This window comes from Afipia sp. OHSU_II-C1, assembly GCF_000497575.1.
In the GTDB taxonomy this organism is placed as follows: Bacteria; Pseudomonadota; Alphaproteobacteria; order Rhizobiales; family Xanthobacteraceae; genus Afipia.
The window spans coordinates 42498-63517 of the sequence record NZ_APJI01000012.1; the positions used below are offsets into that span (position 1 = coordinate 42498).

General features: G+C 53.5%; 18 protein-coding genes. 11 read left to right on the forward strand and 7 right to left on the reverse strand.

The genetic code is table 11. The features are described from left to right. Window positions 1–327 precede the first annotated feature (327 nt). Both I554_RS0112995 and I554_RS0113000 read right to left on the reverse strand, forming a co-directional pair. Window positions 328–1566, reverse strand: a complete 1239-nt coding sequence (locus I554_RS0112995) for an AMP-binding protein (protein ID WP_024577626.1) — start codon at window positions 1564–1566, stop codon at window positions 328–330. A 100-nt stretch (window positions 1567–1666) separates the two neighbouring features. Continuing rightward, window positions 1667–2437: an SDR family oxidoreductase gene (locus tag I554_RS0113000; RefSeq protein WP_192817791.1), complete on the reverse strand. Its 771-nt coding sequence runs from the start codon at window positions 2435–2437 to the stop codon at window positions 1667–1669. A 192-nt stretch (window positions 2438–2629) separates the two neighbouring features. On the opposite strand from I554_RS0113000, the gene I554_RS0113005 reads away from it, so the two are divergent. The 7 genes from I554_RS0113005 to I554_RS0113035 all read left to right on the forward strand — a co-directional run bounded on the left by I554_RS0113005 (window position 2630) and on the right by I554_RS0113035 (window position 10495). Further along, the gene (locus tag I554_RS0113005; RefSeq protein ID WP_029659819.1) at window positions 2630–3421 is read left to right on the forward strand and encodes an enoyl-CoA hydratase/isomerase family protein; all 792 of its coding nucleotides are present in this window, start codon (window positions 2630–2632) and stop codon (window positions 3419–3421) included. Between the two features lie 260 nt (window positions 3422–3681). Continuing rightward, complete coding sequence (locus I554_RS0113010) at window positions 3682–4443, forward strand: ABC transporter ATP-binding protein (protein ID WP_024577629.1); 762 nt, start codon at window positions 3682–3684, stop codon at window positions 4441–4443. Further along, window positions 4424–6409, forward strand: coding sequence for an AMP-binding protein (locus I554_RS0113015; RefSeq protein ID WP_196812820.1), 1986 nt, complete (start codon window positions 4424–4426; stop codon window positions 6407–6409). Before I554_RS0113010 ends, I554_RS0113015 begins: the two co-directional genes overlap by 20 nt. Beyond that, window positions 6406–7299 (forward strand): branched-chain amino acid ABC transporter permease, encoded by an 894-nt coding sequence (locus I554_RS0113020; protein ID WP_024577631.1) that lies wholly within the window; start codon window positions 6406–6408, stop codon window positions 7297–7299. The genes I554_RS0113015 and I554_RS0113020 overlap by 4 nt, the downstream gene beginning before the upstream one ends. A 2-nt stretch (window positions 7300–7301) precedes the next feature. Then, on the forward strand, window positions 7302–8375 hold the full coding sequence (locus tag I554_RS0113025; RefSeq protein ID WP_024577632.1) for a branched-chain amino acid ABC transporter permease: 1074 nt from the start codon (window positions 7302–7304) through the stop codon (window positions 8373–8375). A 44-nt stretch (window positions 8376–8419) separates the two neighbouring features. Further along, window positions 8420–9637: an ABC transporter substrate-binding protein gene (locus I554_RS0113030; RefSeq protein WP_024577633.1), complete on the forward strand. Its 1218-nt coding sequence runs from the start codon at window positions 8420–8422 to the stop codon at window positions 9635–9637. 36 nt (window positions 9638–9673) lie between these two features. Continuing rightward, entirely contained in the window at window positions 9674–10495 is an 822-nt protein-coding gene (locus I554_RS0113035) for an ABC transporter ATP-binding protein (protein ID WP_024577634.1), read from the forward strand. 4 nt (window positions 10496–10499) lie between these two features. Here the strand turns inward: I554_RS0113035 and I554_RS26015 are convergent, their stop codons facing one another. Then, a complete protein-coding gene (locus I554_RS26015) occupies window positions 10500–11129 on the reverse strand; it encodes a TetR/AcrR family transcriptional regulator (RefSeq protein WP_024577635.1) in 630 nt (209 codons plus the stop codon). A gap of 234 nt (window positions 11130–11363) precedes the next feature. On the opposite strand from I554_RS26015, the gene I554_RS0113045 reads away from it, so the two are divergent. From I554_RS0113045 to I554_RS0113055, 3 genes are all read left to right on the forward strand, one after another. Continuing rightward, window positions 11364–12161: an SDR family oxidoreductase gene (locus I554_RS0113045; protein WP_024577636.1), complete on the forward strand. Its 798-nt coding sequence runs from the start codon at window positions 11364–11366 to the stop codon at window positions 12159–12161. Between the two features lie 23 nt (window positions 12162–12184). Further along, a complete protein-coding gene (locus tag I554_RS0113050) occupies window positions 12185–13006 on the forward strand; it encodes an enoyl-CoA hydratase/isomerase family protein (protein ID WP_024577637.1) in 822 nt (273 codons plus the stop codon). A gap of 132 nt (window positions 13007–13138) precedes the next feature. Next, complete coding sequence (locus I554_RS0113055; RefSeq protein WP_024577638.1) at window positions 13139–15178, forward strand: NADPH-dependent 2,4-dienoyl-CoA reductase; 2040 nt, start codon at window positions 13139–13141, stop codon at window positions 15176–15178. Window positions 15179–15697: 519 nt separating this feature from the next. Here I554_RS0113055 and I554_RS0113060 read toward each other — a convergent pair. From I554_RS0113060 to I554_RS0113075, 4 genes are read right to left on the reverse strand one after another with little or no spacing between them, the layout of a single operon-like run. Next, complete coding sequence (locus I554_RS0113060) at window positions 15698–16864, reverse strand: acyl-CoA dehydrogenase family protein (RefSeq protein WP_024577639.1); 1167 nt, start codon at window positions 16862–16864, stop codon at window positions 15698–15700. 29 nt (window positions 16865–16893) lie between these two features. After that, window positions 16894–17799 (reverse strand): SDR family NAD(P)-dependent oxidoreductase, encoded by a 906-nt coding sequence (locus I554_RS0113065; RefSeq protein ID WP_029659817.1) that lies wholly within the window; start codon window positions 17797–17799, stop codon window positions 16894–16896. Between the two features lie 35 nt (window positions 17800–17834). Further along, complete coding sequence (locus I554_RS0113070; protein WP_024578178.1) at window positions 17835–18998, reverse strand: acyl-CoA dehydrogenase family protein; 1164 nt, start codon at window positions 18996–18998, stop codon at window positions 17835–17837. Between the two features lie 24 nt (window positions 18999–19022). Beyond that, window positions 19023–20078, reverse strand: coding sequence for an acyl-CoA dehydrogenase family protein (locus I554_RS0113075; RefSeq protein ID WP_024578251.1), 1056 nt, complete (start codon window positions 20076–20078; stop codon window positions 19023–19025). 142 nt (window positions 20079–20220) lie between these two features. Between I554_RS0113075 and I554_RS0113080 the strand changes: the two genes are divergently transcribed. Continuing rightward, entirely contained in the window at window positions 20221–20889 is a 669-nt protein-coding gene (locus tag I554_RS0113080) for a transglutaminase-like domain-containing protein (RefSeq protein WP_024577643.1), read from the forward strand. Window positions 20890–21020 lie beyond the last annotated feature (131 nt).

The following is a 21020-nucleotide window of genomic DNA, read 5'->3' on the forward strand; positions in this document are numbered from 1 at the left end:
GCTTTTGGAGGAACTACGCACAATTTCGAAGGTCTTGCCTCGCTCGCAGATCCGAATATTCCGGCTAAATGCATACACCCGACAAGGAAGTCTGTGAACTGAGCTGAAGACATTTCTCCCGACGCTGCAACGAACTCCCGGTGCTTGATCTTTGCCGCGATTCTGCACAGAACTAATATGCACAAGTTGTAAAGAGGGTCGGCGAAAACCATCGCAGCGCGATGGCGGCCCATTATCGCGCGGACACCGACCTTTCTCCGCACAGAAGCCGATGTTGATTGAGATGCCAAGGATCACATCCGCGAGCCGGGCTAGAGTTTACCATCGCTAATGGATTGGCCGCTCATCAGCGATAATCCTACCGTCTTTCGGCAAGGTACCGCGCTCGACGAATTTCACTGTACCACGCAGTTTTGTTTGTTCCTGAAGGCTCGCTTCGAGTTCGAGTTCTGAAAGGTTGGAAGTCGAGCGCTCTACCAAGAGCGTCATTTCGTCTGTCTCTTGCTTGCGACTGACGACGAGCCGCATCTTTCCGGCACCCGGATGCCTTCGAGCAAGGGCAGCCAGCTGATCTGGTCGTACGAACATTCCCTTTACCTTAGTCGCTTGGTCCGCACGGCCCAACCACCCTTTGATCCGATGGTTGGTGTGTCCGGAGGCCGACGGTCCGTGCAGGAAAGCGCTGAGGTCTCCGAGCGCCACGCGGAGCAACGGGTATTCTGCGTCGAGGCTGGTTATGACGACTTCTCCAATCTCGCCCTGCTCGGTGACAGGTTTCCCGGTCTGAAGAGAAATGATTTCAACAATCAGGTTCTCATTGACTGTCAAGCCATCGCGAGCATGCGTCTCAAAAGCGATGATACCGAACTCAGCGGCGGCGTAAGCTTGGAAAGCTTCAATACCTGCAGCGGAAAACTCCGCTTGAAGGGAAGGGGGAAAGGCCGCACCTGTTACGACGGCCTTTCGGATCGAGAAGCTTCCCTGTTCTCTTTCCTCACTGGCGTCACGTAAGAGCTTTAGAAAATCAGGTGTCCCACAATATGCGATGGGACGGAGGGAACTGATAGTATCGAGCTGCTGGTCCTTATTCGCTGGTCCGGCGGGTATCACAATGCATCTGAGAGCTCGTGCCGCTGAATCGATTGCGAATCCACCAGGTGTAAGATGATAGCTTAGAGTGTTCAGAACCAGGTCGCCGGCACGAAAACCGGCTGCATGCAACGCGCGTGCACCGCCCCACGCGTCAGGCATATCTTTCTCGGGTTCAAAGATCGGTCCTGGGGATGCAAAAAACCTGCTGAACGATAAGCTATTTCCTAGCAGATTTCCTCCGAATGGCCGTACTGCGTTCTGCAGCATTGGCAGGTCTGCCTTCCGAAGTATCGGTAATTGGGCGAGGTCCGTTCGAGTCTTTACATTTTTGGCGTCAGTTGTTTCCAGCCGACCGCCGTAAAGCGGAGATCGAGCCGCTTGCTCGACAACGGCGGGCAAACGGCCAAAAATATCCAGCTCTCGGCGTGTAATATCAGCTGTCTCTTGATCGTCGTAGTGTACGCTTGTTTGCATTTTCGTCCTACTCAATGTCGCGTATGCTGTGTCGGATTAATTCGCCCTGTATATCGGCTTATCTATTTGATTTCTGGCGTCTCCGTTCACCGCTACCTGATCAGCGCACCCCAGACTTCCTTTTAGTCGTCGTAGGCTTGTCCTCTTTGCGCGGCGCCCAAATACTGATGTCTCTTTCCGTTATACCCGCTGCCTCGTCGCTGAGCAGATATGCTACCGCTCCGGGGTAATCACCTCTCAATGCAAACTGCTCCAGTGCGTAGGGGAGTGTTGGGTGAGCACTAGTAGATAATTCGAAGGGGGAATGACCTCCGAAGCTCACGGTGAGGCAATTGAAAGCAATGTCAGAAACGAAGAGTTCCTTAATCGTGCTGTTGGTGAAGGAGGAAATCGCACTTCTACAAGCGGTATGAACCATATGATCGGGAGAGCTCGCATCGGCCACCGATACATTCACGATGCGTCCGGCCTCCCTTCGGACAAGCCGTTGTACGATGACGTGATGCATATTGAGTGGACCGTAGACGTTGTTTCTAACGACACTGTTCCAAGCTTCACGTCCAGCTTCGGTGTCTTGCGACGGTTGGCTCCAACTCATTAGGTTCACCAATCGCGCGCATGGGCCCGCTTCCTTCTCGAACTGATCAATGGCGCGGGTTATTTGGGCACGATCATGAACCTCAACCTGCAATACCCAAGCATGACGCGACAGATCCCACGCGCAGATCCGTGCTGTCTCTTCGGCCGCACCAAAGTCAGCGTCAATTATCCCAACTCTGTATCCTTCGGCGCAAAGGCGCGTCGCTATAACGCGACCAATGCCCCCTCCGCCGCTGGTCACTATCACAGGCTTGCTTGATGCTTGAGGCATGAACATAGCTCCCGATTCAAGTGTTGGCACGCTTTACATTTAACATACTGGTTGTATAGTAATTGAAATACGTAGTATTTCAAGGCGACGATTATGGTGCATGTGCGAGAGAAATCGTCAGCGTGATACCTCTACGGTGAAGTCCTCAAATTAAGGTGGTTGATTACGTATCAACCCACCTGAGATGCAATGATGGATAAGTCGACACCTAAGGTGAATGCGCTAGTTGATGAGAGCGTCGGGATCATTGAGATATCGCGGCCCGAAGTTTTCAACGCGTTATCCCCTGACATATTTGATGCCATTTCCAAGGCGCTGCACGAATTCGAAAGTTCGAGCTCGATCAGCTCTATTCTTGTTCGCTCACAAGGCAAGAATTTCTGCACTGGCGCTGATCTGACTGTTGTTCGCACTTCACTGGCAAGCCGTGAGCGGATCGAGAAATTTCTCAGGTCGGGTCATGATGTTTTGGTGGAGCTTGAGCGATCGGCTCTTCCGGTTGTTGTCGCGGTGCAGGGGCTCGCGCTGGCCGGCGGAATGGAGCTGCTTCTTGCCGGGGATATCGTGTTTGCAGGACGCAGTGCTCGTTTCGGCGACCAGCATGGGCAGTTTGGCCTCATTCCAGGTTGGGGAGGCAGCCAGCGTTTGTCCCGAATAGTCGGCTTGCGACGCTCTCTTGATATGTTTCTTGGGGTTCGCTGGATTGACGCAGAGACCGCTTTGCAGTGGGGACTCGTGAACTACATCGTCGATGATGCTGATCTCAATGGCTGCGCGCTCGCTTACTGCAAGAAGCTAGCGTCACGTAGCCGCGATGGCATGTCGGCGATGAAGCATCTCGCTCGCGAGGGTATAGATGGGGACCTATCCGCAGGACTTGAGCTTGAGATTGATCGCGCGGCATCTGTTTTACTTGGCCGGGACGTCATCGAGGGGCTTTCAGCTTTTGAGCAACGTCGATCTCCCCAATTTTCTAAACGTTGAATGAGCGAACTATCAAGGTGATCCTTTAGAAGAAGAGTCCGAAAAGGGCCGTATTCGAGGAAGCGAAATGAAGGTTTTAAAAAGCCAATGGTATGGCGCGTGTTGTGTGCTCATGGGATGCGACCATGTACAGTGAAGTACGACACGATGAGTCATTCGACAACAAGCCGTGTGTGTTATCATGCTCGGTTGGTCCTTCGACGTCTGCATCTTGGCCGGGACAGCCGTCCGTCATCGAGCCGCGGATCGGGGCGCAAGTGTTGGTCGGAGAGGGCATTTCGCTCACCTTTGGAGGCGTGAAGGCACTTCGGAACGTTTCGTTTGACGTCAGGAAGGGAGAACTATTCTCCATCATCGGACCGAACGGTGCCGGCAAAACATCACTGTTGAACTGTGTATCCGGCCGCTACAAGCCATCGCAGGGCGAGCTGCGGTTCGAAGGTGTATCACTGACCTCGCTCGGAGCCTCTCGCCGCGCACAGTCAGGGATTGCGCGCACGTTTCAAAACCTGGCGCTGTTTTCACATATGACGGTGCTCGACAATATTCTGGTCGGCCGTCACCACCTGATGCGGTCCAACTTCCTAACCGAGGGTTTGTACTGGCTCACCGGTGCGGCGAAGGAAGAAGCGGCGCATCGCCGGCGAGTGGAAGAGCTTATAGAATTTCTTGAGATCGAACACGTTCGTCACGCGATGGCCGGGTCGCTGTCCTACGGATTGCGGAAACGCGTCGAGCTGGCACGGGCCATGGCGATCGAACCGCGCTTGCTCCTACTTGATGAGCCAATGGCTGGAATGAATCTCGAAGAGAAGGAAGACATCGCGCGGTTCGTTGTAGAACTTAGTCGCGAGCGAGGAACGACAATCATCATGATCGAGCACGATATGGGTGTCGTTATGGACATTTCCGATCGAGTGTTGGTCCTAAATTACGGAGAGGTCATCGCGCAGGGTACTCCAGCAGATGTGCTCACTAATTCTACAGTAAGGCAGGCTTATCTTGGCGCAGAATCGATCTAATCCCCGAGCAGTTCGCTTTGCTGGCGGATTGCCCGATCAATATGCAACATTGCCGCGCTTGTTGGCAAAGAATGCCGATGACTGGCCCGACGCCGTCGCTATACGGGAAAAAAAGCTAGGCATCTGGCACGAGCATACCTGGTCACAGGCCCTTTCGATCGCGAGGACGATTGCGCTCGGATTAACGTCGCTTGGGATCAACCGTGGAGACGTTGTCGGCCTTGTCGGACAAAATCGCCCGCTTTGGTGGTTATCGGAAATAGCGATTCATAGCGTCGGCGGATTAAGTCTGGGCATCTACAAAGACTCTCTTGTTGAGGAGGTCGGCTATCTGGCGGGCTTTTCCGGAATGCGCGTCGTCGTCGTTGAAGATGAAGAACAAGCCGACAAATTTGTAGAGTTGGGGGGCAGACTACCGAAGCTCGAGCACATCGTGGTTTGCGACCTCCGGGGGATGGGCAAGTACAAAGATCCCCGACTCGTCTCGATGGATCGGCTGATGGCGGCGGGAGAGCAAGCGCACACGGAGGATCCGGCAATATTTGTGAATCTGGTTGCGTCGACACGCCCGGATGACGACGCCATTCTCTGCACTACGTCCGGTACGACCTCCAATCCGAAACTAGCAATACTCCGGGGCGGCCCGTTTCTGCAGCATGCGCTAGCGTTTCTGGAATCGGATCCGAAGTTCACGGAAGATGATTACGTCTCGGTCCTTCCGCTATCCTGGATCGGCGAGCAAGTCTATGCCGTCGCCCACCCGCTGATTTCCGGCATCAAATTGAATTTCGTGGAGGACGAAGAGACAACGTCTTTTGATATGCGAGAAATCAACCCTTCCTGCGTGCTGTATCCACCGCGCATGTGGGAGGGGATGGCGGCAGACATCCGCGCGCGCATGTTCGACTCTACGTGGCTTAAGCGATTGATTTATAATTTCGCGTTGAAGAGGGGCGAGAAAGCGGTCAATGACGGGAAAACGTCGTTTCTCGCGAACCTCCTTCTGGGTCGCGCGCTCCGCGATCGCTTGGGCATGGCGCGATTGAGATCGGCTTCCACAGGTGGTGCTCCACTGGGGCCGGAGATTTTTCGGTTTTTCCGCGCGATCGGAGTTCCGCTGCGTCAGCTCTACGGGCAGACCGAATTGGCCGGCGTCTACTGCGGTCATCTCGGCCAAGATGTAGACTTTGATACGGTTGGCAAGGGCTTCCGCAATGTGGATTTGCGCATTGAAGCTCCTGATCCAACTGGTTTAGGGCAAATTCTGGCACGCCATCCAGGAATGTTTGTGGGCTACTACCGAAATGAGAAGGCCACATCAGAGACAATTCAAAACGGCTGGATGCTAACGGGTGATGCCGGCTATTTCGACGACAAGGGACACCTCATTGTCGTTGATCGCATCAATGACCTTTCGAAGATGAGGTCGGGTGTCCGCTTCTCCCCTCTCTATCTGGAGAATAAATTGAAGTTCTCGCCGTATATCAGCGAGTGCGTCGCGTTGGGGGAGGACCGCGACTACATTGTCGCTGTGGTTTGTATACGCTTTTCAATTTTGTCAAAATGGGCCGAGAGTCTCCGAATTGCATTCAATAGCTACTCTGACCTGAGCGCCCGAAAAGAAACGCGCGAACTTATACGTGCTGAAATCGAGACTGTTAACGCGAAGCTTCCGGACCATCTCAAAATCGCGAGGTTTCTTCTGCTTTATAAAGAGCTCGACGCGGATGATGGCGAACTTACGCGAACGCGCAAAGTTAGGCGCGGCACTTTTGTGGAGAAATACGGCTTCCTGATAGATGCTCTTTACGATGGCCGGGACTTGGTTGACGTGGATGCCGCTATCAATTTGCAAGACGGCCGAACCCAGCGAATCCGTACGCAAGTAACAATTGAAACACTCCGACCGGTCTCTACGTCACAGAATCCGTCGCTGGGTGTTGCTAATTCAGGAGTGCAAGCATGAGACTCGACCTCCTGCTCATCTATCTTGCCAACGGCGTTATGGTCGGAATTCTTTACGGATTGGTGGCGATGTCGTTCGTCCTGATTTACAAGGCCTCCCGGGTCATCAACTTCGCACAGGGCGAGCTGTTGCTGCTTGGTGCCTGGATTTGCTGGACCATCGTGACAAATTATGGAATTCCATTCTGGGCAGCATTTCTGCTCACTGGACTGTTCTGTTCGGTGCTTGGGATTTTGATCCAACGAGTGATTATGCAGCCTTTGATTGGCGAGCCGCTGATCTCACTCATAATGGTCACCGTGGGCTTGTCCGTATTTCTCCAGTCTATCATGAAGGGAGTATTTGGAGTTTCGCCAAGGTCATTCCCGCCCGTATTTCCCGTAGACAAGGTATCGATCCTCGGTTTGAATCTTGAAGTTCCCTACATCGCCAGTGCTGTTCTCGCAGTGATCCTACTGGGACTGTTCGGATACTTTTTCCAATATTCAAAGTTTGGCCTCGCCATGAGGGCAACGGCGTTCAATCAGCAGGTTGCCCAATCGATGGGTGTGTCGATTAGGCAGGTGTTTGCGCTGTCATGGGCAATTTCTGCCTTTGTGTCAGCGATGGCAGGCGTCTTTGTTGGCCTGGTCAACGGCGTTTCTTCTGGTCTTGCGACCGTCGGAGTGAAAGTTTTTCCGGCGGTCATCCTGGGTGGGCTCGATTCGATCATCGGCGCCATTGTCGGCGGCATAATCGTCGGTCTGCTCGAGAATTTCGCAGAGTTTCTGGATGGCCAATATCTTCACTTCGGCAACCTCTACACAATCGTGCCGTTCTACGTCCTCGTCATCATTCTCATGTTCAAGCCGTATGGTTTGTTCGGCACTCGTGACATCGAAAGGATCTGAGCATGTCGGTGTCGGTGCTTCGCCCGAGCGGTGATTTTCGAACAAGCTATCTTACGGATAAAACGATCTTCCCGAGCCGGGCAGGGACAATTGCCTGCGTCGTGGGAGTGTTACTGCTGATGCTCTGTCCGCTGTTTCTGCAGCGGTACGAACTCTCCCTTATGATTTACATCGGCATTTATGCTGTTGCTGCGCTTGGCCTGAATATTCTCACTGGCTTCTGCGGCCAGATATCACTCGGGCACGGCGCGTTCTTTGGTCTTGGCGCATTCGGTTCGACTTATCTCTCGAACCGATACTCGATTCCTGTTCCGCTTTCGATACCGCTGGCGGGACTGATCGCGACCGCCATCGGCATGTTTGTTGGCATACCCGCCGCGAGGATTAAGGGTTTGTACCTCGCGATTGCAACGCTCGCCGCACAATATTTACTTGAAGATTTCTTCTCGCGTGCAGAATGGTTCACCGGCGGAGCGGCAGGTGCGTTTGCGAAGCCTTACGCGCTGTTCGGGTATCAACTCTCAGGTGATCGACTTTATTTCTACGTCGTTTTGGCTCACCTCGTGATCTTGACTCTATTTGCTGCGAATTTTCTTCGATCACGAACAGGCAGAGCCTTTGTTGCGATTCGCGATCATTACTTGAGCGCGGAAATCATGGGCATTCCCCTCACACGCTACAAGATTCTCGCGTTCGGAATCTCGACGTTCTATGCGGGCGTCGCGGGTGGTTTGATGGCTCACTTTACCGGCTTCGTTTCTGCTGAGAGCGTGAACCTACTTCTATCAATTCAATTCTTCGCAATGATCATCATTGGGGGGTTGGGCTCCGTAATGGGGACTTTGATGGGTGCTATCTTCATTGTCTTACTGCCCGAAGTGCTCGAGTTCATCGTCTCTGCGCTAAAAGGCACGGGATTGCCCTTTATCTCCCATGCGTCGAATTCGCTCGACTTCGCAAAAGAAGCGTCGATCGGCTTGGTCATCATTTTATTTCTTATCTTTGAGCCAAAGGGGCTCATCCATCGTTGGCACCTCATCAAAGCCTATTGGAAGTTGTTCCCGTTCGCTCATTGAGCGGCGGAAAGTAAAGAAAGTCTAACTATAAACGGGAGGGTACTATGAGAAAGACACTGGGCTTAATTGCATTATCTATGATTGCAGCAAATGCTTCTTACGCAAAGGACATCTTTGCGGGAGTGCTTAATGACATCACCGGTCCGACCGCTTTGGTCGGAAGTGAAATGGCGGCTGCAAAGAAGGACACGCTCGACTGGATAAACGCGAATGGTGGCATCAACGGGAAGAAGATTGAATACGATGCGGTCGACTATAGCTACAAAGCACCAGCGGCAATCGCGACATATAAGAAATGGACTTCTGGCGACACAAAGCCATTGGTTATCTACGGCTATGGCACGGCGGATACCGAAGCCCTGTCCGGCTTCGTGAACGATGAAAAAATTCTCTATTACTCACACTCCTTTTCGGCAAAGTTGACTGACCCGGCTGGCAAGAGCGGCAATGTTGAGCGCCTTACGCCGTACAACTTCTTCCACGGACCGACTTATTCGGACGGTTGTCGTGCGGGCTTGATTTGGGCAACGCATGACTGGAAGAAGAGGGGAGCGGCTGGCAAGCCAAAATTCGCCTTTACTGGAGACAATCATCCGTTCGCAAATTCACCCCGCGCGGCGTGCCTCACCGCAGCTGCGGAGCTCGGCTTCGAGATCGCTCCAAGCATTCAGTACTCCATGAGGCCGAGTGACTTCAAAGCGCAGTGCATCACGCTCAGGGAGACCGGCGCGCAGTATACATACCTCGGTAACACTGGTGACTCTAACGTTGCGATGCTGAAGTCATGTGCAGCTGTAGGCGTGAAGACCAGATATTTCACAAACATCTATGGCTTCTCAGAAGTCGAGATGAAGGCGGCGGGCGATGCTGCCAACGGTGTCATTGTTCCGCTTCACATCAAATGGTGGGGAGCCAATGAGCCCGGTGCCAAGCTCGTGCAGGCGATCTCCAAGAATACCCCTCGCAGCACCTTTTATACCGCGTCTGTGTGCTCACTGATGTATTCGAAGGAAGCGATGGAGTGGGCGGATAAGAACGGCGGCATTACGCCGGAGAATGTTCGGAACGGAATGTATCAGAAGAAGGACTGGGTACCTGCGGGGCTCGCTGGAATGTGCGCGCCGGCAACGTGGACCGCGGAGGATCACCGCAATGTCACTAAAATCATGATGACTGAAGGTCTCGTCAACGGCGACAAGCACGATTGGCGAATTCTTGAAGAAATCGACATCGGACGCGAAGCTCGGTGGTGGGGCAAATAAACCCATTCTGGATGTACGAACAAAGGCTTACGCTTCATGCACGAACACACTGAATCAAGCTTTCTGTCTCCGATCTTGGAGCTGAACAATATCGAGGTCGTTTACAACGATGTGGTGCTTGTTCTTCATGGCGTAAGCCTTTCGGTCCCTCCGCGCGGCATTGTCGCCATGCTTGGCGCCAATGGCGCGGGGAAATCTACAACGCTCAAAGCGATCTCGGGATTGCTTGGCGCCGAGGATGGCGCCGTTACCCGGGGCGATATTTTGTTTGAAGGCAACTCAATTCGAGGGCTTGAGCCTGACCTGATTGTAAGGCGCGGAATTTTTCAAGTCATGGAAGGACGTCGTATCGTCGAAGACATGACGGTAATTGAGAATCTGAAGCTCGGAGCGTACAGCCGGCCCGGACATCCACCCCAAAATGACTTCGATGAGGTGTTCAATTATTTTCCGAGGCTTAAAGAGCGGACGGGATTAGCAGGCTATCTGTCGGGCGGTGAGCAGCAGATGCTGGCTTTGGGTCGCGCTTTAATGGCAAAGCCCAAGCTGATACTGATGGATGAGCCGTCCATGGGCCTGTCGCCATTGCTTGTGCAGGAAGTATTCTCGATCATTCATACGATCAGTGTCGAGCGAAATATTCCCATACTGCTGGTCGAACAAAATTCTGCCGCGGCTCTCAGGCATGCGGACTATGGCTACGTGATGGAAAACGGCAAGATCGTCCTCGAAGGGACGCGTGATGAATTGGTCAACAATGAGGATATCCGGGAATTTTATCTCGGCTCTGGCGGGAATGATGCAAGGCGCTCATTCAAGGACCTGAAGACATACAAGCGGCGAAAACGGTGGCTGTGATGAACTATTTGCTTGTAAGACCAGAGACGATGATGCCGCGCATGGCCTTAACAAGTTTGGTACCAACGAGTTCATCGCTTCGCCGATACCACTCAAGAAACGTTCCATCGTGGTTTGCAACGATGATGGATACTAACTCTCGGCTTGGAGCGTCTGTGCGGAATTCGCCACGCTTCTGGCCATCGCGTATTACAGCATTCAGACCGTCATACAGCTTTCGGTAAAGCGACTTCACCTTCTTGCCGACCATGCCATCGTCAAATTCGAGTGACATGAGTATGATCAAAAGCATGTTCTCACGGTCTGTAACGCCAAGCTGGGCTTGATGGTGAAGAAATCCGATGATCTTTTCCGTGGCTGTACCTTCCGACTCAGCAATTGACTTAAGAACTGGATCAATAACGATCTTTTCCGCCTGGTTCAGCAGTTCGAGCAGAACTGCTTCCTTACTTCCGAAATAGAAATAGACGGATCCTTTCGTGAGGTCGACGGCCGCCGCGATCTCTTCGAGAGTAGTAGAGGCGTATCCTTTGGAAACGAAGAGATGCCGCGCGGCAGAAAGCAGCTTTTCCAAGCTTGCTTCACGCTGCTCCAGCTTTGTCCTCTTTTGTAAGCTTTTTGCCGCCCTAGCCACCGACGAACCTCATACGAATCTGCCTAAGGCTCCACAATACCACGCAAAGGCTTTCTTGGGATGAGTTCATGTCCCTACTGCTTCTTGGTTTAAAGAGTGGAGCGAGTGATTGACATACTATTTGGATAGTATTAAATAGAAAATTAGAAGCTTTGTAATCCAGCCTCTAAGCTCATGGCGTTAGTCCATTCGTATAACATACGATGTGGATAGTATCTAGGAAGTTTAAAAGTTATGCAGCTTAATCTGAAGGATAAAGCCGTTATCGTGACTGGTGCTGCTTCCAATATTGGGAGAGGAATAGCGCTCGCGTTTGCTCAAGAAAGTGCTTGTGTTGCGATTGTGGATATTGACCTCGCCGGTGCGGAGCGCGTCGTTCAGGAGGCGCTCGCTCGTGGCGCGTCAAAAGCGATAGCTGTGAAAGCGGATGTCTCCAACTGGGACGAGGTGCAGTCGATGTCAGCCTCGGTCGAGAGGGAGTTCGGCTGTGTGGACATACTTGTCAACAATGCCGGTTGGGTTGTCGATCGGCTATTCGTGGAGAAGCCGCGGGCCGAGTGGGAGAAGGAAATTCAGGTTAACCTCTGGGGAATGATAAATTGCACCCGGGCGGTATTAGATGGAATGATTGCACGTTCCAGAGGTGTGGTCGTCAGTATCGCATCAGACGCCGGACGCATCGGAGAATATCGCGAAGGAGTCTACGGTGCCTGCAAGGCGGGTGTCATAGCTCTGTCGAAAACACTAGCGCGAGAGAATGGTCGACACAACATTCGCCTTAACGTGGTTTGCCCAGGGACGACGCTTCCTGGTGTGGACGAGGAGGTGAGCTCGACGAGTCTTTGGTCGACCAGTGAAATGAAGGTGTGGCTTAGCGAGGACATGCGCGGAAAAATTAGCAAAGCTTATCCGCTTCGGCGATTAGGTACCCCTGAGGACATCGCTTCGGCTGTTCTATTTTTCGCTTCTGACGCTTCATCATTTGTAACTGGACAAACGTTGAGCGTTAGCGGCGGCTATTCGATGGTCTAAGCAAAAAAGTACGGAGGAAATAGATGAGCAATTCGGATAGAACGGCGCGGTACTCGCGCTATAAGCGTCTACGGATCGATTGGCCGCACGATCGGGTTGTCCGGTTGACGATGGATAACGGGAAAATGAACTCGGCCGACGCCGACATGCATGCCGAATTGGGGCAAATCTGGCGTGATATTGACTCCGACCCCAACGTGTCGGCCGTAATTTTTACTGGCGCAGGGAAGGTGTTTTCAGCTGGCGGTGATTTTGGAATGATCGGTGACATCATCAACGATCATGACACACGAATGCGTAATTGGAAGGAAGCGAAGGATATCGTCTATAACGTGATCAATTGTTCAAAGCCCGTTGTCAGCGCTATTCGTGGCCCGGCTGTGGGGGCGGGACTAGTATGCGGGATTCTTGCGGACATCTCAATTGCGTCAAAGACTGCTCGGATTATCGATGGCCACACAAAACTTGGGGTCGCCGCAGGGGATCATGCAGCGATTATCTGGCCCCTCCTATGCGGAATGGCGAAGGCGAAATACTACCTGCTTTTGTGTGACCAACTTAGCGGCGAAGAGGCCGAGCGCATAGGGTTGGTATCTCTCTGCGTGGAAGATAGCGAGCTAGACGACAAAGCTCTCGAAACCGCAATTCGTTTAGCGAATGGTCCGCAGAGTGCTATTCGATGGACGAAATACAGCCTCAACAACTGGCTTCGCCAAATGGGACCAGCGTTCGACGCGTCGCTAGCTCTCGAGTTCCTTGGATTCACCGGACCGGAAGTTAAGGAAGGTCTGCAGGCTTATTTAGAGAAGCGACCGCCTGAATTTCCGAAAGATTGTGTTCTTTAGCGGAATCCCAGACCAAGGCCCGGCGCTGTTGCGCCTGGCTTCATTTGACGCGAGCCGAACATATTATGCTCGCGAGGCACGACTCAACTCCTGCACTAAGCGACTCCGCGGGTGAGGAACAAGGAATCGATCATGTCGTCATCATCAGCCGGGACTAGCTTATATCCGACGATGCTCTCTCCGATGAAGGTAGGAGCCCATACCTTACGAAACCGGGTGATCATGGGGTCTATGCACACGCGCCTGGAACATCTGGATAACGCCGATGAACGACAGCGCGCATTTTATGGCGCTCGCGCGAAGGGTGGTACAGCTCTTATCATTACAGGCGGATTTGCGCCAAACGACGAGGGGCGACTTGAGGTAGGCGGACCGGCGCTGTTGGCGAACGATGATCTTGCCCCCCATAGATCGGTGACGGACGAGGCGCATCGTTATGGTGCCAAGATTCTCATGCAGGTTCTGCACTCCGGACGGTACGCGAAACATGATCAGATCCGAGGCGTGTCAGATATCCGCTCTCCAATTAATCCGCGGGTGCCAGTTCCGTTCAAGGAAAGTGAGATCGAGCAGACGATAGATGATTTCGTGAAGTGCGCAGTGCGGGCCGCAGAGGCTGGATACGACGGCGTTGAGATTATGGGGTCCGAGGGCTATCTCATCAATCAGTTTGTAGCCCCGCGTACGAATAATCGCACCGATAGCTGGGGCGGTTCAATCGAGAAGCGAATTCGCTTTCCTGTCGAAATTGTAAGACGTACTCGCCATGCGCTTGGTGCGGGGTTTCTGATTATGTTCAGAATTTCGGCGATCGATTTGGTCGATGGCGGTTCTACGGCAGACGAGATAGATAAACTTGCAGTTGCGGTCCAAGAAGCCGGTGCTGATATTCTGAATACTGGTGTGGGATGGCATGAGGCTCCTGTCCCGACTATCGCATTTAGCGTGCCCCGCGCCACGTTCAGTTTCGCAGTCAAGCGGCTTCGCAAAGCGACGTCTCTCCCGATCGTGGCTTCAAACCGCATTAATATGCCTGACGTTGCGGAAACGCTTCTTGTTAGTGGCGATTGCGACTTTGTTTCGATGGCGCGGCCGATGTTGGCGGATCCAGATTTCGTGAATAAAGCCCAAGCGGGTCGAGCAGACGATATCAACACGTGTATTGCTTGCAACCAAGCCTGCCTTGATTTCATTTTCTCGGATCAAACTGCGACATGCCTGGTAAATCCGAAAGCCTGCCGCGAAACGGAATTTGAAGCGCCACCCGTTCACGGATCGAAGCGGGTTGCGGTCATTGGTTCGGGCCCGGCTGGCCTTGCAGTTGCTTCCGCAGCCGCCGGAAGAGGGCACCGCGTTTCTTTATTCGAAGAACAGGCCGAACTTGGCGGTCAGATCCATTTAGCGCGGCGGGTTCCAGGCAAGACAGAGTTCAACGAGATGCTGAGGTATTTCACGCGTCAGATCGAACAGGCAAATGTCGATGTCCGGCTCAGTGTCCGGGCCACTGCAGATGATTTGGCCCGGGAAGGATTTGATGAAATCGTTGTCGCGACGGGTATTATTCCGCGGACGCCGGACATTCCAGGAATTGAGCACCCGAGCGTTTTATCCTATGCCGATGTGATCTTTGGCCGCGCAGAAGTTGGGAAGCGCGTCGCAGTTATCGGCACCGGCGGCATCGGCTACGACGTAGCAGAATTGCTAACGCACAGTGATACCCACCAAGATCCTATTGAGCATTTCCTTGACGAGTATGGGGTGGATCCCATGATCACATCTCCCGGCGGATTGAGAAAGCCAAGGGCGACAAAATCGCCTAGGGAGGTTACTCTTCTTCAGCGTCGGCAGTCTCGCCCGGGTGATCGCCTAGGCGTGTCAACCGGCTGGATCCTGCGTAACAGGCTTCGGAGCCGCGGGGTCGTTGCGATCGCCGGCGTTACTTACGATAGAATTGACGACGACGGTTTACATTACACGGTGGGCACCGAGAGTCGGGTTCTTAAAGTCGATAATATCGTTATCTGTGCCGGACAACTTCCAAACGTCGCACTCGCTGACGAATTGAAGCAGAAGGGCATCAAAGCGGTTACGATTGGCGGAGCGCGTCATGCTGACGAGTTGGATGCGCTGCGAGCGATTCAGGAAGGCGTTAGACTAGCGCACGATATGTAACGCGACCTAATCGACTAAGGCGTGAACGGTGCGGTTCAAATCTTCCTGGAAGTCGGGTGCCGCTATTGCGATCAATGCGCTCCTTCGCTCCGAAATAGTAAGGTGCCGTAGGTCTGCGGCACCATTCTCTGTTACGATTATGCCTGCATCGGCTTGTGAGGTGCTTACCGGTCCGCTTAGGGAGAATACGATGCGGCTACGCAATCCCTGAGAGGTTTTGACGGTGGGTGGGAGTGCGAGTGCAATAATCGGCAGGCCACCCTTGGAGTAGTGCGCGCCGCGAAGAAAATCTATCGCCCCCTCCAACTGCGCCTACATAGACGCCATTCGCTACTTCTGCGTTGACCTGCCCAGAGAGATCGACCTCGATGGCGGAGTTCAAGGCAACAAAGTTGTCGATCCTCGAAAGGGTTGAAAGTGCGTGGGTGTAGCTGGTTGGTCGAAGCAATATTGACCGGGTCTGATTGCAAGCTCGTATAAGCTGCCCGTCTCATCACGTTTTCCGAATACGGTTCATTGTCAGTAACTGCGCGGCATGCCCAACACATGCTCGGACAGATACGAGAGGATCAGATTGGTAGAGATGGGAGCCACCTGATACAGCCGTGTCTCGCGAAACTTGCGCTCGACATCATATTCTTCGGCGAAGCCGAATCCGCCGAACGTCTGAATGCAGGCATTCCCGGCTTCCCAGGAAGCTTCGGCCGCAAGCATCTTGGCCATGTTCGCTTCTGCCCCGCAGTCCAGTCCTGCCTCATATAAAGCGGCAGCTTGGTGGACCATCAGTTCAGCTGCGCGCATTGATGCGTAAGCGCGGGCTATCGGAAACTGAATGCCTTGGTTTTGTCCGATCGGGCGCCCAAAAACTTGTCGGTCTTTCGAGTATTTGGTGGCTTTCTCGACGAACCATTTTGCATCGCCGATACATTCTGCGGCGATCAGAATCCGCTCGGCATTCATACCCGACAGGATGTAGCGGAATCCTTGACCTTCTTCTCCCACGAGATTACTCGCTGGAACGCGCATACTGTCGAAAAAGACCTCACAAGAGTTGTGGTTCATCATGGTTCTGATCGGGCGAATAGTAAGCCCGGAGTTAACCGCGGCTCGCATGTCCACGATGAAGGCTGAAAGGCCCTGTGTTTTCTTCGCAACTTTATCCTTCGAGGTAGTGCGGGCAAGGAGCAGCATCAAATCGGAATGCTCTGCCCGGCTGGTCCAAATCTTCTGTCCATTGATGACATAATCGTCGCCATCGCGCTGAGCGAACGTTTTTAGTGAAGTTGTATCGGTGCCGCTGGTGGGCTCGGTAACTCCGAAAGCCTGCAGGCGAAGCGCGCCAGTTGCGACATCCGGGAGATACTTTTCCTTCTGCTCGGTTGAACCATGACGCAGTATTGTACCCATCGTGTAAACTTGGGCATGGCACGCCGCACCATTGCACCCGTTGGCTTGGATGGTTTCGAGAATTGCGGCCGCCGCCGATAAGCCGAGCCCGGACCCGCCGTATTCAGTCGGAATAAGAACTGAAAGGTAACCGCTCTCGGTCAACGCTTTCACGAAGCCGGTAGGATAAGATCGGGTCTCATCAAGCTTCCGCCAATATTCCCCGCCGAAGCGCTGGCAAAGCTTTGCGACTTCCTCGCGAATTTCTATGTGAGCATCAACATCGTATCCGAGTTTCATGGCACCATCGCAGGGTTAAAAGTGTGTGCTTAGACTGGATCCCAACTGAAGATGTCGGCGCTGCGATCCAAAGAGATCATTGATGCTTTTAGTGCTGGAAAGCCGTGGTTAGCGATAGCTTCAGGAGTCCAACCGTCCGTCCGGTGGACGGATCTCAGCGGGCGGCTTTGGCTCATCAAAAACAACTCGTTGTTTCGAGCCGCAAAGATCTGCCCCGTTATGTCGGAAGCTGCATCGGAGGCGAGAAAAACAGCAAGCGGAGCGTTTTTTTCAGGTGTCATTGCGGCAAGTTTTTCCACGCGAGACTTCTCCTCCGGCGTCCGTGCTGATATCGCACCGGTCATCCGGCTCCAGGCAAACGGCGCGATACAGTTCGATCGGACTTGGTATCGCTGCATGTCCAGGGCTATCGATTTTGAGAGCGCCGCGATACCAAGCTTTGCTGCGGAGTAGTTTGCCTGTCCGAGGTTGCCGACCAAGCCAGACGTACTTGTCATATGTATGTACGAGCCGGATCGTTGGGTGCGGAACGGCTCAGCAGCAGCGCGGCTGACGAAAAAACTGCCGTTGAGATGGACATTGATTACCGAAAGCCAGTCCTCGGGGGCCATCTTATGAAAGATGACGTCCCGCAGGATACCGGCATTATTCACCACAGCATCAAGCTGGCCAAAGGAGTCTAGCGCGCATTGCACAATACGCTGCGCGCTTACCCAATCACTTACGCTATCCGTGTTGACAACAGCGCGACCGCCACAATCTTCGATGATCGTCTTGGTTTCCTGCGCGGGTGTGCTTGATCCGCCGTCTCCTGAGAGCGAAACACCGATATCATTGATGACAACCGAAGCCCCGGCCTTCGCCATGGCGACCGCGATAGCCCGGCCGATGCCGCCGCCAGCACCTGTAATAATAGCAACCTTTTCTTCAAGCATGAGAATGCGTCCGCTAGTGAGTGGTGAACTTAAAATTATCCGGGTAACCGCAGAACATTCTTCGCGAGAATATTTCGTTGGATCTCGGATGTTCCCCCGTAGATAGTTGCCGGTCGCGCACTCAAGAAAAGCGCGGCGGGGTTTGCGGAATCATTTCCCTGAGAACTCAAAAGCCCTCCCAGGTCGCCGGCGATATCCATCATCAGTTCGGTAATGCGTTGAAACAGCTCGCTCTGATGTATCTTCAGCATTGAAACATTGGCGCCTAAGGGTTCTCCGCGGCGCAGTTGATTAGCGAACGTTTCAAACAGCGATTTGTGATCCTCAAGATCGAGGTGGAGACGTACATACCGATCGCGGAATGTACTGTCGTTCCAGCAGTTCACTTCTTCCGCCAGCCGCCGAAGTCTTTCCAAGGCATGGGCAGACTGGCGAGGTGAGCCAAGAAATATGCGCTCAAATCCGAGCAGGGCCTTGGCCATGGTCCAGCCATGGTTTAATTTGCCAACGAGATTATTCTTCGGCACTCGAACGTTGTGGAAGAAGACTTCGCAGAATTCGTCGTGCATCTCGAGATTGTAAATCGGGCGTACGGTAACGCCCTCGCTGTCCATGGGAATGAGGAGGAAGCTGATCCCTTCCTGCTTCTTTCGATCCTTGGCCGTCCGAACCAGGGCGAATATCCAGTTGGCATCGCTAGCCAGCGTGGTCCATGTCTTCTGCCCATTTACGATCCAATGATCGCCTTCGAGCACGGCTTCGGTACCCAACCCAGCCAGATCCGAGCCGGCATTGGGCTCACTGTAGCCCTGACACCAAATGTGTTCTCCGGCCAGAATTTTCGGAAGAAAGAATGCTCGTTGTTCATCGCTTCCATATCGGATGAGCAGCGGACCAAGCAGTACGATGCCGTGGTCAGGATTCCGAGCAGCTCCAAATCGCTCGAATTCATCGACGTAGATGAGCTGTTTTGCTGCTGACAATCCCATTCCGCCATATTCGCGGGGCCATGCCGGTGCAAGCCAGCCATTATTGGCTAAAGCCATGTACCAATCCTTCGCGTCAGACCAATGCAGGCGCTTGGCTGGATCGCGAAGATGGGGCGGGTGGAAGCTCTCAAGAAAGCTCCGCGTGAGAGACCGGAATGCCTCGTCTCCAAGAGTGTTGTAATCGTCGAGCCGGTACTTTGTCATAGGCATGCGAACTTCTCTGTGTTCGAAGCGTTAAATCTCGGTAGGAAGGAGCAGCTTGGCGTAGCGCTCACGATGCACCTTCGCCGATCCGTATGCGCTGCCGAGCACCATCGCTTTGCGTAAGAAGAGACCGATGTCCGCTTCGTCGGTGTAGCCAATGCCGCCATGCATCTGGACGCCTTGCCGTGTAACGAACATTGCGGTGTCGGCTGCGCGCACCTTTGCGCGCGAAACCGCGGCGTCTTTGGCCTGCTGGGGGGCGTCGCTATCGAGCAATATCGCCGCGCTTTCAACGCTCGCGCGGGTTAGCGCCTGTTGAATGCTCAGATCCACGGCGCGGTGCTGCAAGCTCTGAAATGTCCCGATAGCGCTGCCGAATTGTTGCCGCATATTGAGGTATTCAATTGTGAGAGACATTGAGGTCTCGATCACGCCCAGAAGATAGGCTGCCGTTGCCAGACTCGCTTGGTTTATGATCGAGGGCGAGGTCTCAGTTATGAGCTCGGCGGCGGCATCGTCGAAGTATAGCGATCCGTAATGCCCGCCGTCCTGGGTTAAATGAACGTCGAGCTTGATCCCCTTCGCCTTGGAAGAAACAAGGGCGAGCCCTTCGCGACAACTTACCAGAAAGTCGTCTGCGCCAGCCGCCATTGGCACGCAGATCTTGACTCCACTGATTCTTCCGCTGCGGAAGGTCGTTTCACCGATCTCGTGCAGACTGTTGGCCTCTTCCTGCCAAGCGAGCAAGATGATGCGGTTTCCGGTAATTGCGTCCGATAGCGGCTCTCCGCTAAGGAGAGCCGAAGTTATGCCTGCATGAATGAGCGGTTCGGGTACTAAAGCCGCGCCCAATTCTTCAGCGAGCGCGCAGAGCTCCGGGACTCCAAGGCCCGCTCCTCCGCGCTCTTGCGGAACGATTAATCCAATCCATCCCATGTCTGCCATCATTCGGAGGACAGATGGATCAAAGCCCAGAGTTTTAAATCGTAAATCGCGAACTCTCTTCAGATCTGAGCGATTGGCGATCACGTTTGCGCTTTCGCGTATCAGGCGGATGCCTTCTGCGCGTTCTTGGGTCAGGATCATGACATCGAACTTCGATGAGGCTGTGAAGCCGGAATGGGAGTAGATCAAAAATTAGACGGTAATATTAGTGACTATACGGACAGTATGTTTGATTGTAAAGTCTGGTTAGTCTTTCAAAACCTATTTCGAACGCGAGGCAAAAATGACGCAGGATCTAAATGTTCTACTGAGCCCGGCAGAGTACGTGGACAGCGACCACGGGGACGTGGTCGCTTTTGCTCGTGACGTCACGAAAGGGAAGGGTACCGTCAGTGACCAACTCCGTGCGCTGTATTTCGCAGTGCGGGATGAAATCCGGTATGATCCCTATGTGGATTTCACGTCGTCCGAAACATTTAGAGCGAGCAGTGTGCTGAGCGCTCGCGCTGGCTACTGCGTAGGCAAGGCAGCTTTGTACGCCGCGCTGGCGCGCTCGATTGGAGTTCCCTGCCGGATCGGGTTTGCGGATGTGCAAAACCATTTAGCCACCGAACGACTCTTGAGCATCATGGGCACCAATGTGTTTGCCTGGCACGGTTATGTTGAATGTCACGTTCGGGACAAATGGATCAAAGCAAGTCCTACTTTCAACAACACGCTATGCGCCAAGCTTGGCGTAGCTCCGCTGGATTTTGATGGTGTCAATGACGCACTGTTGCAGTCGTTTGATGAACGCGATGTGCGATTCATGGAGTACCATGTGCAGCGCGGCGTTTACTTCGACGTCCCGGCGCGTTTTCTGATGCAGGAAATGCGTCGGCTCTACCCGGCTCTGTGCGTCCCCGGAGGTGCCCAAGGCTCGCGAATGGAGCAAGAGGCTCCCTCGCGCTGAAGATTCCCCAAAAGCGCAACCAAGTGGCAAGAGCAAGAGGGTTTGCTGCTAATAGGTTAGGCTGCTTTCGTAAATGGAACAGCCAAGCGAGACGGGATCTCAAGGAGAGGAAATAAGTCACCGATAGTGGT